This is a genomic window from Mucilaginibacter sp. GW822-FHT03E02 (assembly GCF_058801545.1).
In genome coordinates, this window is the sequence record NZ_JBXANJ010000002.1 from 1,463,279 (window position 1) to 1,477,317 (window position 14,039).

Consider the following 14,039-nt stretch of genomic DNA (forward strand, 5'->3'; position numbering starts at 1 on the left):
CAATTATTGGTTTGATGTTTGAAAAATTGATTTTATGTAAGTGGCATTGGCGCTAAAGTTCCATTTAACATTATGCACATCTTTAGTATCTCTCGACCGCTCAATCACCAGCCAGCCGCTCCAGCCCATTTTATCTAAAGTTGCCTTTACCCGTTCCATGTTTATTTCAGGGTCGTTTTGCAGCCATTGGCCATCAGTATTGGTACAGTGAATCATTACAATATTCATCTTGCCCAGTATCTGCAATTCCTTTTCCAGGTCGCGGCCATTATCAAGTGCGTTTTGAAAGTTGAAATAGCTTTTTATGGCTGGCGAGCCTATATCTTTTAATAACTGTAACTCATTCCTGGCGTCCAGTGAAGTTTCAATACCAATTACTACACCCGCTTTTTCGGCTATTTTACCCACTTCTTTTAAGCGGGCAACTATTGCGGGGCGCAGGTTTGGGTATTTAACCAGGTCGCCTTTAATGCCCAATGGCAAAAAGCCAACTTTTACATTCATTTGCTTCATGGTATTGATGCAATCTTCAACAGCCTTAACGGCGGTGGGCCGTTCGGCAAATGATTGTGCAAAAAAACCGGTCATTCCCAATGAGGGTATTTCCAGGCCCAGCTCTTTAGCTTTATTTAAAAACAGTTCCCGTACCGAATCTTTTGCCAGTTGATTATCAAATGTCTCGCGATCACCAAGGCCACCCATGTCGACCTCAACCCCATCGGCGCCAACATCTTTTGCAAGTTGGAAAGCACCAATTTTTTGTCTTTTGATTATCATGAGGTCAACTACCGCTACCTTGTACCGCTGCTTCGCCGATGGAGTTTGCGCTATAACCTGTTGTGCCACCCCTATTGTAAATAGCACAACACCCAAAACCAATATCAACCTGCTTTTCATATCCTCTATTTGTTTATTGCTGCCGCGAAAACTTTTTGCAGTTGGTTAAACCCTTTTATGGCACCGGCAGGCAGCTTTTCGCCTTTATCGCCAAACACATACATGGCCGGTTCTTTTTCAATAGTTACTTTTGATTCATCAATATTGCCGCTCTTATCTTCAATCGCGTTGATATTGAGGTGAAAGTTTTTGGCAATGAACCTGTACAACGGAAACCTTTTGGATGGCCCAAAATCGTGACCTTCATTGGGGAGATGTACATTCTCTACCATATTTTCGGCACCATAGTAACCATACATTTTTTTGAGATAAGGAAAATCATGTTCGGGCATATTGGCTGTCCAGTCCTGCCCGTCAGATACCAGCAATTGCGGTTTTGGGGCCGTCATAGCGGCAAGCTCTACATTATCGGTTCCGCCTCCGCACTGGTGTACGGGCATCCCGCTTTCGCATGGGCAGCCCCCGTAAAAATAGGATGAGACGGAAACTACCGGTGCGCTTAACTTAATCCTGTCGTCCAGCGCGGTCATTAATACGGTATGGCTGCCGCCGCCAGATCCACCGCTGATTCCTATTCTCGCAGTGTCCGTTTCTTTTAATGATGATACATAATCCAATATCCTGATAGCTCCTAAAATTTGAATGCTTTGCGCAAGGCTGCGGCGATGATCTTCCTCTTTAAACTGCAACAGCGATTCGCCCCAGGCAAAAAGGTCGTAGCTGTAGGCCATAACACCCATGCGGGCCAGTGTGGCACAACGCAACTGGCAATCGGCACGGTAGCGCTGGTGCTCCCAATGCCCGTCGGGACTTAATACTACCGGGATCTTCCCTTTTATTTTTGATGGTTTATATAACGATCCATTGATGTATAAACCCGGTAAAATTTCAATAGCTATGTTCTCTACTGTATAACCATCAAATTTTCTTTTGGGGGTGATGATAGGTTTTGAAGCGGGTTTTTCCGGTAAAGGCCATAACTCCAAAGCTTTATATAGTTGTGGCTTAAGCAAAGCTTTGCGTTGTTCCCAGCTGGCTTTATCATGATACTGCGATGCAATACGGTCCAACTCTTTCCAGCCGTCAGTAACCGCCCAGCGGAAATATTCGTACTCCTTTAGCTTATACCTGCCGGTGCTTTCTTTATTTACCTTGAGATCGAGCGGGGTAAGCACATTAGCCAGCGTGGTATCCACATCCGGCCGGAAACGCCACTCCGCATAGTTTACCCATTTATCCCGAACCTGGGCATCGGTGTATTTAATCTTTACCTGATACCTGTCCTGTATCTCATCAAGCACTTGCTTTAATGATTTTTTGTACAGACCATCCGTGGTTTGCTGAGCACCGGCTGTATAATACAGTAATGTAAAGCAGGCTATGAGTATACCGATTAATTTTTTCATCTCGTTTCTCCTTTAAAGATCTTTAGTCTCTCCTGTTGTTGCCACAGGAGCTGTGTACCCATCTAATTTGGGCCACACACCGTCTTTTATTTCTTTCAGCTCCATTTTTTGGGGATCGAGCACCACATGCTTTATTTTTTGCCTGCGCCAGGTATAAACCACATGCACCAGCCCATCTGCCGATTGGATCACCGATGGATAAGAATACTGACTGATTGGCGAATCTTCCAGTATCGCGGCAGCATACCAGTTAACTCCATCTTTTGATACGGCCACGTTTAAAGGCGTACGGGCGCCTTTTGCCAGTGTCCCCGGCGGTAATACATGATTATAAACCAAAAGCTGCCTGCCGTCCTTTAACGTCACCGCATCGGTGCCTGAGTTGTTGTTGGGCAAAGTTGTTTTTTCGAGCGGCGACCAGGTTTGCCCCTTGTCTTTTGACCAGGTTGTGAGTATCGCCCTGTTCTGGCTGCGGCAAAGTACCTGCAGCCTGCCATCTTTATGGATCAGGATACTGGGTTGGATAGCTTTCAGCTCTTTACCATCACTTATAGGGCCTGTCATGGTCCAGGTTTTACCAAAATCATGGCTTGCTTCAAAATGCACCTGCCAGGCTTTGCCTTCGGTACTTACCGGGCTTAGTAATGTGCCATCCTTCAGCAAAACCGGCTTGTTTTTAATCGGGCCTAAAAAGCCATCCGGCAAAGCAGTTTGCGCCGACCAGCTAATCCCCCCATCGTCTGATGTTTTCATATACCCTTTCCACTTTGCAGGGCTTGGGCCTATTTTATAAAATAAAAGCAGCTTACTACCCGGCACCTGGTAAAGCACGGGGTTCCAGCAGGCGTAGCGTAAAGTATCGTTCTGTATGCCGTTGGCTACATTAATGCCTTCAGTCCATTTGCCATTAACAAACCGGCTCACCCAGATGCATACATCGGGGTTACGTTCTTTTGTACCGCCAAACCATGATGCCACCAAACCTTTTGGGGTTTCGGCAATGGTAGCTGCATGGCATTCGGGATAAGGCGCTTTATCGTAAATAAATTCATCTTTTACAATGCCTTTGCGCCAGGGGTTAGTTTGGGCAAATGTTTCGCCGCTTATTGCGCAGGCGCTTAATATGATCAGCAAGATTTTCTTATACATGGCTATTATATTTATTGAGCTGTTTTCTTTGCAGCATCAGCAGTTTCTTTAGCTTTAACAGCATCTACATAAGCTTTAAATAACTGGTGCCAGTTACGCCCGTTATTGTTGAGGTATTGCTCGTTTTTGGTTTTGTAGATCTCAAAAATGGCCGAGATCTGTTTAATATTTTTAAAATCAACCGCCTGCTCGCGGGCCTGCTTTAAATTGGCAAGTATGGTTGCTTCCTCAACCAGGGTCAGATCAGTAACTATGGCTTTATAACCTGCCAGTGTAAAAGCCACCTTGCCGATGGTATATTTATCCAATATCGCTTCAACCTGTTCTTCATTAAGATCTTTGCGCAGACCGGTCATCAGGTTTTCGTGAACAGATTTTGGCAGGGATGAATTGATGATGATCTGCCTGTCCATAGTGCTCAATGGTTTGCCGGTAGCCGGATCGATCCCGGTAGGTACAGATTCGTACGAGTGGCTATTATTCCAATCGCGGATAGCTTTCAGGTGCGTAGCCACAACGGTTTTTACCCGTGAAGCTTTCGCAGTATCATTCAAGGTAAGGGAGCTTACCCATTCATTTGCTTTTTTATCAATCTCTGCATCAGCTTTAGCCTGTGCTTCCGGCGATGGGACTTGCTTTACCGCTGTTTGGTCCTGCGCCTTACTTAGGGTTGATGTGATGAGCAATACGACGAATGCCATACCAGCAATGTTTAATATTTTCATATATATCCTCATTAGATAGGTAGATTTAACTTTTAACTTCAAAATTGTAACTGCCGGATCCTATCCGGAAAATAGCCCGGCCACCTTCCATTTTTACCAGTTTAATATCTTTTATGGTATCCATTGCCTGCCCCGATTCGGTTACAGCCTTGCCGTTACCTGCCGGTATGTATATTAAAGCTTTGCTGTTTGGCGGTACGGTTATATGCCAGGTGAAATGACCATTATTGCTTATCCAGCTACTTTTAACTACCCCATATGGCGTTTCATATGAAGCATTTACAGTATTTAACTGACTTATTACCGGAGGTATCATCACCATTTCTTTAAAGCCCGCGTTAACAGTTTTAATACCGGCCAGGTCCTGGTAAAACCATGCCACCAGGTCGCCAAGCAGCATAATATGGTTGTGCGAATTCATGGCCGGGTTGGCGGTATCGCCGTTCCATAGCTCCCATATGGTGGTGGCGCCATGTTTAACCATGTAACCCCAGCTCGGGTAATCATCGTTAGATGCTATACGATAAGCAAGATCAGGCCGTCCGTATTCGGTAAGGCCACGCATAAGCCATTGTGTACCTATAACCCCGGTGCTGATGTGGCCGTTTGCATCATTCTCAATCTTATCAACTATGTTTTTAAAAACCGCTTTGCTGCTTGCTGCGGGGGTAATGCCAAAATATAATGGCAGCAAATTGGCGGTGACGGTATTGTTAGCATATCGAAAGCTTTTTTTATCAAGATATTTTTGGTTGAAAGCATTGCCTACCCTCAGTTTCAAGGCAGCAAAGGCCTGTGCATCGGCAGGTTTATTGAGCAGTTTGGCAAACTTTTGCATCAATCCCGACAGATGATAATAATATGCTGTCGCGATGAGCTGCCCGTTGGTATTGCGGGAAGAGTCTTTAGAGTGGATCAATTCCGGCGATTCGGGTGGCACGCACCAATCGCCATATTTATCTTTGGTCACTATATAATCCTTCATGTATTTTACACGCATATAATCCATCCATTCTTTCATGGAGGCATAGTGCCTTTCGATGGGCGCCTTATCGGCAAACTGGCGATAAAGCATATCGGCCACCAGGATGTATGTACCGGGCCAGGTCATGTTATCGCTGTAATAATTCCAATAGGCCGGGGCAACATCGGGGATAGCGCCATCCGGCTTTTGCGATTGGGCAATATCATCCAGCCATTTGGCATACAGGTTACCATTGGCAAATACAAAGCTTTCGCCAAGGGAGCCAACCGCGCGGTCGCCAAGCCAGGGCATCCGTTCGTTACGCTGCGGGCAATCAACCGGCATACCTTTGTAATTGCTTAATATACCCCAGTAAGCGTTATGATAAACCTGGTTAATGAGCGGGTTGGACGTTTCAAAGTGGCCGGTTGTAGCCATGGCATCATAAACTACCTCTCCTTCAAAATCGGCCAATTCGGGCCTGCCGGGGTAACCGCTGATCTCTACATACCTGAAACCATGGTATACAAATGCCGGGCGCCAGCTTTCGTCTTCGCCGCCTTTTAGGGTGTAAACATCCGTTACTTTGGCATCGCGAAGGTTGGCTACATACAGTTCGCCATTGAGCTGTAGGGTTTCGGCATAGCGCAGGGTTACTTTATCACCACGTTTGCCTTTTACATGTATTTTTACCCAGCCGGCAAAATTCTGCCCCATATCCATAATCCAGGTGCCGGATTTGAGTTGGTTTATGCTGATTGGCTTCACCCTATCCATAACCTTAATGAGTTCATTCACCTGGGCCTCTACCCTGCCTCCGGGCGCTTCCACCAGCCCGGCCTTTAGCCATTTGCTGTCGTCAAAGCCGGTGTTGTTCCATCCGGGCATCTCTTTGGCGGCATCGTACTCTTCTCCATCGTATTCGTTATTGGTGCGAATAGGGCCATCAGCAGTAAACTTCCAGCTTTTATCGCTCACAATTAATTGCCGGGTACCATCAGTATACTCCACCTCTAACTGCAGCAGCATTTTGGGGAAACCAAATTCCTTAATTTTTTTGGGTTTGTATTTGGGGCGCATGGTAAAAAACCTGCCATTGCCCAATACCGTTGCAACCGCGTTTGCTCCTTTTTTTATTGCATTGGTAACATCAAAAGTGTTGTACTTAACAGATTGGGTATAATCCGTAGGCGGCCCGGCAAGCACCTGGTCGCCTATGATGTTGCCATTTATATAAAGTTCATAATGACCTAACCCAATGATATATATGATTGCTTTTTTTACTTCTTGCCTTACATCAAACTGTTTATGGTAGTAACGTGCCGACAGGCGGGAGAATTTAGAAACACTATCCCAGGGGAAGCCGCCATCATGGCCTATCCAGCGGGCTTTCCAGTCGGTAGGATTTAGCAAACCTTCGCTCCACATGGCGGGTTGGCTCCACTGGCTTTCACCTTTATTAGTCCATACTTTAACTTTCCAGTAACAGGCTGTACGACTAATTAATGCCTTACCAGCATAATTAATCATGATAGATTCGCCCGAATTCACACGATGCGAATCCCAAAGATCACCCACATTGGCGGCCAGTTTTGCGGGGGTTGATGCAACCAGTACCCGGTAAGCTGTTTGATTAATATTACGCCCCTCTCCTGTTATCTGCCAGCTTAATCTTGGATGAATAGTTTCAATACCCAGCGGATTGTGCAGCATTTCGCAGCGCAGGTTTTGAGTGGCAATACCGGCCAGGCACTTATACGATGAGAGTACAAATATCAGCAAGGCGATATGTGTGCGCTTACTCATTTGCCCGAAAAATCAAAGTATAACGTTAACGGCAAAGCCATATCTATATCCTTGTAATAGTCAAAGTATTTGTTGGGGAAGCCCTGTGCACCCAATTTATCGGGCTTTTGAGATTTAGTGCCAATCGGACTGATGCCATGCATAAAAGATATATCACCCGATGGGAACGCAGGCGCCGTGTTGTACACTTTTTTAGGATTACCTGGGGTAAACAAGCGCATAAATACATCGCGGTTATCACAAACAACAGTAATCGGGCCGGTATTGGCGTTTAGTCTCATCCAGTATAGGTTGGCATAATATCCCTTAAATTCGGGGTACTCAATTTTTGGCTCACCGGTTATGGTATTGTTATACTGTTTGTCCCAAACGCCCAAAGAAGTACCTTTTAGCCGGTTCTTCCAAACACGGTAAGGGCCGCTACCCATGTATTGCACACCTTTAACATCCTTTTCGGGATAGGAAAAGCTTACGCCAAGCAGGTTACCTTCTTCGCCAATGGGCCAGTATTTTACATCCAGCTTTACCCAACCGGATGGGTACATGGTCCACTTTAGTTTTGCCATATTGGCTTTGGGTTCAAAAGCTGCTTCAACTATTACGGTATCGCCATCATAATGGTAGCTTAGCTTTTTAAAGCCTGTTTTTTCTCCACCTTCTGCCAATATGGGGCCGTTATTAAATGGTATTTCGCCCCGGCTGTTACTTACTTTTTTCAACACACCCGAGTTACGGTTAAACTCCAGTTGAATGCCATTGCCATTGGCCACTTTGTAAGCTGAATCGGTTTCGGTGACGTTTATTTTATGAATCCCGGGTTTATGTATAATACGCCCAACAAAATCATGGGGCATTTTAATGGGGAAACTCCAGGTAAACAATTCTTTTTTGTGCGGATCAATGGCAGTTATGTATAATACCTCGTAGTCCAGCCAGTTTTTAGGTAAATCAAATTGTAAATTGCCGTATTGACCCGGTGATACATTGGGTGAAGTTATCGGTCCGGTTTGCGAGGTGGCCTGCGGCTGGGGGTGCCGCCATGGATCGTTAAACTTAACCAGCTTATAGCTAAAAGTACACTGCTTTAAATTGGTATACAAATACCGGTTCTCCAGTCTCAGGTTACCGTTAAATGCAGGGGTAATCTCCCGCGGCTCCAGGCGCACGGGGCACCAGATCTCCTTGATGGTGTAATAGCTTCCCTCCTTTTCGTGATACGGCCCCACAATGCCATCCGCAGCATGATCACCGTCCGAGTCAAGCTCATTATTTTTATCGGTGCGCACCACATCTTCATCTGCAAAATCCCAGATAAACCCACCGGCCGAAAGCGGCGTATGGTACATCAGTTCCCAAAAATCGTCCAGGCCCGCACCGGCGCCGCCATCGTAAAGGCCATGCAAAAACTCGGTGGGGAAAGCCACATCGTGCCCGTGTAAATTGGTTCCGGTACCATAATCATAGTTGATATAATGCTGCGTATTTGTGCCCCTGAACACAGCCCATGGGTGGATGGGCGGCCGCTTCTGGATATCCAGGTCATCAAAAAAATGATCGAGATCAAAGTTAAAGCCACCCTCATTCCCATTATCCCAGATAACTATCGACGGATGGTTTACATCCTTCGCTATCATTTCCTTCGCCAGCTTAGAACCCACTTCCGTATCGTAATGACCATGCCAGCCGGTAAGCTCATCCAAAACAAAAAGGCCAAGCGAATCGCAGGCATCCAAAAAATGATCATCGGGCGGGTAATGCGACATGCGCACGGCATTCATGTTCATATCCTTCATGAGCATGATATCGTCAATGCTTTGCTTTTTGTTCATTGCCCTGCCGGTTGTAGGCCAGAAAGAGTGGCGGTTAACGCCCTTAAATTTAATCTTTACATTGTTTACATAAATGCCATCGTGCTGGCGCAACTCTACCGTTCTGAAACCAAACCGCTGCTTTATCGAGTGAACAATCTTACCACCCTGATTAAGCGTGAATACCACGTTGTAGAGGTTAGGAAACTCGGGCGACCATAACAGCGGTGATGCGACCCTGGTGGTGAGATTCACCAGGGTATCGCCGGTATTTACATTAGTTTTGAAAACCGCACCAACTTTTTGACCCTTAAGGTTGTATACCTGCCCGGTTATTGTTCCCGCTTTAGCTGATGATAACTTTATCGCGGCTGTTAGCTTGCCATCGGCTTTGGCGTCAATGGCATAATGATCAATGTGAGTTTTGGGGAAGGCCTCCAGAAACACCGGCCTGAAAATACCACCGAATACCCAAAAGTCGCCTTTTCTTTCGGCCGCATTTACGGATGCATTGGCCGATTGCTTGGAAACGGTTACCTCCAGCAGATTGGGCTTGCCATAATTAAGCAAACTGCTGATATCATATTTAAAACGATAGAACGATCCCTGGTGAATGGCCCCTGCAGATCTGCCATTGAGTTTTACTTCAGTATCGGTCATGGAGCCGTCAAAAACTATATTGATGCTTTTACCCTGCCAGGCAGCCGGAACGTTAAACTCGAATTTATATAAACCTTTTTCCTTCCCTTTCAGACTATCCTTTGCAAGCCCGTAATTATATTTTCCAAAGCCCTGTAATTCCCAGTTAGAGGGAACAGGGATGGTTGTCCACTTACCCGAATTGCGGCCTTCGGTACAAAAAAACTGCCAGTTAACGGTGTGGTCGCTGCCCGTACCCGATAAATATACCTTTTGTGTTTCCTGCGCACGGGCAGTTATTCCGCTTAGCAGTAACAGGGTATAGGTACATATTTTAAAACAGGCAGATCTCATGGTAATCAGTTTGTAGTAGGTGTAAATTTTAGCGGGTTATCCGTTCGGAATGGCGCGGCAGGTAATCCGTTCTTATTATAGAAATTGGGCTGGGCCGATTCCAACCAGGCAAAACGTGCGGCTACAGGAACATCTACGCCATCCGCCGAAACCTCAACCGTACTACCTCTGATGGCAGCAATGGCGGGTACAAATTTGCCATCCTTGCCGGCTACAGTGAAATCGGCAAGCGGTTTACCATCAGAACTAACCAATCCCTTACCTGCATAATTAAAACTCAAAATGATCTTATTACCGATGATTTTCATGCTTTTATACATCGGTCCGCAGCAAACAAGCTTTTTCTGTCCGTAAGTATTGGCTAATGCCTGTAATTCCAGCCGGCGGCCAACCTCCCACTTAAATGGCGGGTGAATATTTTTAAGATCATCGTTCAAATCGGTGGTGATAACCATGCCTGTATGCGGGATCTGTAAAGCCATGGTTTGGGCTTCTCTTAATTCAGGTTCGGTAAACTCAGTATATGGCACCGCTCCTTTGCTTTGCGAATAATAAAAGGGCGCTATCTGCACGTAATAAAATGGCAGGCTTTTGTTGTTCCAGCTTTTACGCCAGTTATTGATGAGAGCCTCCATTTTATAGGTGTAACTGATGGTTTCACCCAGGTAGCAGTTGCTTTCGCCCTGGTACCATAAAAAACCTTTAAGCGCAAACGGCGCCAGCGGCTGAATCATTTTGGCGTAGAATTTACCGGGATCACCCTCAATTTTAATATTGCTGGTTTTAAAATACGGGATAGCATCAAAAGCTTCCTGCGGCGCCCATGGCTCAATACGGCTGCCGCTTACTGCCGATGAGATTACGCCAACAGGTACTTTCAGATCTTGGTTCAGGTTTTTGGCGAAGAAATAACCCACCGCCGAAAAAGCACGTAAAGTAGAATCCTCCGCGATGCTCCAGCCGGAATGCGTAGAATCGGGCTTTTGCAGGTTTTTTTGGGTGACCAAAAAGATTCTGATCTGTGGGTTATGGGCACGGTCAAGTTCATCAACAGGCGAATTTGCTATACTCGTATCGGGCTTTTTTACTTTGCTGTTCTTGCGCATTTCATACTGCATGTTCGACTGGCCCGAGCACAGCCATACCTCACCTACCAGGATATCTGTAAGCTTTATAGTATTGGTGCCCGTGATGATTAACGTGGATGGATTTACCGAAGCAGGCATCGGTTTAAGCGTTACTATCCATTTACCAGCATCATCAGCAATAGTTGTTTTGGTTTGGCCGTTAAACTTAACTGTTACCTTTTCGCCAGCTTTGGCGGTACCCCAAATTGGTACAGGCTGATTGCGCTGCAATACCATGCCGTTACCTAATATTTTAGGCAAAACAACCTGGGCTATGCTACCTGTAAAACAGAACAAGCTCATAATCAAACAGCAAAATATCGCTCTGCTACCCATTTTTAATAATTGCCTGTTTTAAATGATTTAATATAATAAACCGCAGACCTGGCAGATTCCCCCGCTTTTGGCAGGTCGTAGTTTTGATCCGTTGGTGTGTCTGTATTAGGAAAACGCCGCACCTCGCCTGTGCGGAAAACCACACGGTTAACGCTTAATACCGGGGCAAAAAATAATGCCGTAAGCACATCCTTTCCGTTTACATTCATGGTATAAAAACGGGTATTGGTGTTTAGTTTCAGGATGATATGATAAGGCTTGCCTGCCTCGTACTTAATAATGTTTTTATCACGGTATCCCGCCTTGGTCCTAAACTGCCCCGCCGAATCGAGCGTAAGCCTGATAGCGGCACTGCCCTTTTCATCCTGGAACTCTATATCCAACATCCCGGTATTATTTTGCCCGGGGATGATGGTAAAATCGGCCATTAACTTTTTAGATACAGGCACCACGCGTTCTGCTTTGGCATAATCAAAGGGGTCGTTATCTTTCAGGGTAAGGCTTTTTTCGCCGTCAGGGGCTTTTTCAACAGTCACAGGAGCCCATTGGGGGCTGTAAGTGTTCCACAGTTCCAGCTCTTTACCGGCCGGCATCTCATTAAATACTTCATTGGCATGTGCACCGGCTATTTCGGTTAGGGGTACAGGTATTGATGATACCCAGATGTCCTCCTTATTCATGCTGTAGGTTACCCACAGTTTGCCATCGGGTGGTATACCGTTGCCTTCTTCTATCCCGCGCACATATTGCGGCCCGTATGATTTATAGGCGCCGCCATACCGCATAGCCGAAATTTCGCCGTCAACCAGTAACAGATTTTTATAATTGAGCCCATCATCACTAACCGAAACAGCTAAGGGCCACCTGAATTCGGAAGGGTTATAAACTGTTGCATATTTACCATCGGATGTGCGCTGCCCCCAAATTTTGGCATTGCTGTTTACAAAGCGTGGCGCACGCGCGGCATTTGCAGGCCAGGTTTTGCCATTATCTGTACTAATGGCTGTCAGGGCATATTTCCATAAGCCTACTACCCGGCCATCGGGCAGGTGATAAAAATTGAAAGCCTTATAATCTTTATGCAACGGTATTAAAGGATCTTTTTTATCGGTTTCTTCTACCCACTGCATCATCATTAATGGGTTAGCCATCAGCTCATCGCAGGCCTGTACAAAACCTTTGTCTTTACTGGTTTTATAAAAGGGATAGCTTGTGTTTTTTTCGTTCCATTTAGGGTTGTAATGGATAAAGTAGATGGGGCCATATTTTCCGTTTGGTAAAACCTCGCGCACCACACGCCCTATGCCCTGTCCATCATTGGGATCATCGTGCCCATCCAAACAAATGCCATAAAAACCCAATACCAGCAAGCGTTTTGATTTGGCGGTATAAAAGCCCATGCGCTGGTGCATTACCGAATACAGGTTGTTTGCCACGCCGGGATGCCCTTCTTTTGTAGTGCCATCGGGTATTTTGTAAGGTGGAAAAACCAATGTTGGTTTCGACCAGTTTTGCCCGTCGGCAGATGTAACTACCAGTGTTTGACCGGGAGGCACGCTCTCGCCCACCTTATCGCTCAAATACTCAACATAAAAAGTATTGTTCCAATAGGCCAGCATGGGTGCATGGTTATAAGTGAAGCCAAAACCATCAGCCAGCTTAGGATGTTCCCGGTTGGCCCTCAATATCTGCATGCTATGAACACCTATAGCCGGGCTTAGCTGCCCGTGGTGATAATCAACATTTACTACCGTATTGCCGCTGTAGTGCACGGTATCCTGTGCCCTGGCGCAAAAAGCAATAATGGTAAAAAGTAATATATAGATAGTCCTGTTCATTGTTGATTAGTTTTAACAGCTACCGAATCTTTTAACAGTAAGTTCAGTTGCTTTTGGGTTACTTTAAATATAGTTCCGTGTTTATGCCCTGTGGGCACACTTATACTGTCGGCTATATCGGTAAAGGTTTTAAAATCGGTTGTGCGCATAGCGCCATATCTTTTTAACCGGTACGAATCGTAATAAATAAACCAGTTTTTACCGGTTTTGGTTATAGACGGACCTTCGCTGTACGTTTCGGTAAAGCGTTTGGTATAGTTGCCGTAAGGCCCCAGGGGATTATTACTAAAAGCTACCAGGATATTACGGTTAGGCCGGGTATTATCCTTCATTACCAGGATATAATCGTTTTTGCCCCGCTTTACAATTTCGGCGTCAATTACACTAAAGCCAGGATCCAGGAATAATTTGGTTGGTGCAAAAGTTTTAAAATCGGCAGTAGTGGTATAGTAAAGCCGGTGGTTATTGTTCTCGTCCTCCTGCCCTTTTGCAAAGCGATTTGGCACTGTTGATGCCCATACGATAATAAACCTGCCGGCCTCGTCGTCATAAAACAACTCCGGTGCCCAGGCATTTACTGCCGTCGGCTCGTACTCCATCACGTTAAGATGCTGCTGGGCTGACCAATGAATCAAATCTTTCGAACTGGCGTAGCCTATTCCCTTATCATCTTTCCAGCCGGTTGTCCATACCAGGTGGTAAACACCATCGGGGCCCTGGGCGATGGATGGGTCGCGCATAATTTTTGCTTCACCGGCTTCGGGTTTTATAAATGTTCGGTTTAGGTCTGTCCAATGTATGGCATCATAACTGTACAACAAACGGAGCCCTTCATTTGCCGGTTCATGAAACGACGTAAACATATACACGCTTTTACTCGCCTTGCATGATATTATAGCAGAAGCAAACAATAGTAATATATATGTAAATAGCCGTTTCACGTGTGTTTTTAATAGGTTTTATATGGAGTCGAGAATGAGCACCCAATCG

Annotated in this window: 9 protein-coding genes; all 9 read right to left on the reverse strand. The window is 45.7% G+C overall.

Annotation, left to right across the window (positions count from 1 at the left end; all coding sequences use genetic code 11):
* Positions 1–3: 3 nt before the first annotated feature.
* The 9 genes from AC1RM2_RS32470 to AC1RM2_RS32510 are packed head-to-tail and all read right to left on the reverse strand — an operon-like array spanning position 4 to position 13,990.
* Positions 4–897, reverse strand: a complete 894-nt coding sequence (locus tag AC1RM2_RS32470; protein ID WP_274213746.1) for a sugar phosphate isomerase/epimerase family protein — start codon at positions 895–897, stop codon at positions 4–6.
* A 5-nt stretch (positions 898–902) separates the two neighbouring features.
* Complete coding sequence (locus AC1RM2_RS32475) at positions 903–2,303, reverse strand: acetylxylan esterase (protein WP_492989280.1); 1,401 nt, start codon at positions 2,301–2,303, stop codon at positions 903–905.
* A gap of 12 nt (positions 2,304–2,315) precedes the next feature.
* On the reverse strand, positions 2,316–3,452 hold the full coding sequence (locus tag AC1RM2_RS32480) for a sialidase family protein (RefSeq protein WP_492989281.1): 1,137 nt from the start codon (positions 3,450–3,452) through the stop codon (positions 2,316–2,318).
* An 11-nt stretch (positions 3,453–3,463) separates the two neighbouring features.
* Positions 3,464–4,177, reverse strand: a complete 714-nt coding sequence (locus AC1RM2_RS32485; protein WP_492989282.1) for a DUF3826 domain-containing protein — start codon at positions 4,175–4,177, stop codon at positions 3,464–3,466.
* A gap of 25 nt (positions 4,178–4,202) precedes the next feature.
* Entirely contained in the window at positions 4,203–6,947 is a 2,745-nt protein-coding gene (locus AC1RM2_RS32490; RefSeq protein WP_492989283.1) for an alpha-L-rhamnosidase, read from the reverse strand.
* Positions 6,944–9,748: a glycoside hydrolase family 2 protein gene (locus AC1RM2_RS32495; protein ID WP_492989284.1), complete on the reverse strand. Its 2,805-nt coding sequence runs from the start codon at positions 9,746–9,748 to the stop codon at positions 6,944–6,946. Before AC1RM2_RS32495 ends, AC1RM2_RS32490 begins: the two co-directional genes overlap by 4 nt.
* A 5-nt stretch (positions 9,749–9,753) precedes the next feature.
* On the reverse strand, positions 9,754–11,178 hold the full coding sequence (locus AC1RM2_RS32500) for a sialate O-acetylesterase (RefSeq protein ID WP_492988226.1): 1,425 nt from the start codon (positions 11,176–11,178) through the stop codon (positions 9,754–9,756).
* A 35-nt stretch (positions 11,179–11,213) separates the two neighbouring features.
* Positions 11,214–13,049 (reverse strand): exo-alpha-sialidase, encoded by a 1,836-nt coding sequence (locus AC1RM2_RS32505; RefSeq protein WP_492988225.1) that lies wholly within the window; start codon positions 13,047–13,049, stop codon positions 11,214–11,216.
* Positions 13,046–13,990, reverse strand: coding sequence for a glycoside hydrolase family 43 protein (locus tag AC1RM2_RS32510; protein WP_492988224.1), 945 nt, complete (start codon positions 13,988–13,990; stop codon positions 13,046–13,048). Before AC1RM2_RS32510 ends, AC1RM2_RS32505 begins: the two co-directional genes overlap by 4 nt.
* Positions 13,991–14,039: the final 49 nt, after the last annotated feature.

Excerpts from the sequence above, each read along its gene's own strand:
- AC1RM2_RS32470 (WP_274213746.1), bottom strand. The coding sequence starts at position 897 with ATGAAAAGCAGGTTGATATTGGTTTTGGGTGTTGTGCTATTTACAATA.
- AC1RM2_RS32475 (WP_492989280.1), bottom strand. The coding sequence starts at position 2,303 with ATGAAAAAATTAATCGGTATACTCATAGCCTGCTTTACATTACTGTAT.
- AC1RM2_RS32480 (WP_492989281.1), bottom strand. The coding sequence starts at position 3,452 with ATGTATAAGAAAATCTTGCTGATCATATTAAGCGCCTGCGCAATAAGC.
- AC1RM2_RS32485 (WP_492989282.1), bottom strand. The coding sequence starts at position 4,177 with ATGAAAATATTAAACATTGCTGGTATGGCATTCGTCGTATTGCTCATC.
- AC1RM2_RS32490 (WP_492989283.1), bottom strand. The coding sequence starts at position 6,947 with ATGAGTAAGCGCACACATATCGCCTTGCTGATATTTGTACTCTCATCG.
- AC1RM2_RS32495 (WP_492989284.1), bottom strand. The coding sequence starts at position 9,748 with ATGAGATCTGCCTGTTTTAAAATATGTACCTATACCCTGTTACTGCTA.
- AC1RM2_RS32500 (WP_492988226.1), bottom strand. The coding sequence starts at position 11,178 with ATGAGCTTGTTCTGTTTTACAGGTAGCATAGCCCAGGTTGTTTTGCCT.
- AC1RM2_RS32505 (WP_492988225.1), bottom strand. The coding sequence starts at position 13,049 with ATGAACAGGACTATCTATATATTACTTTTTACCATTATTGCTTTTTGC.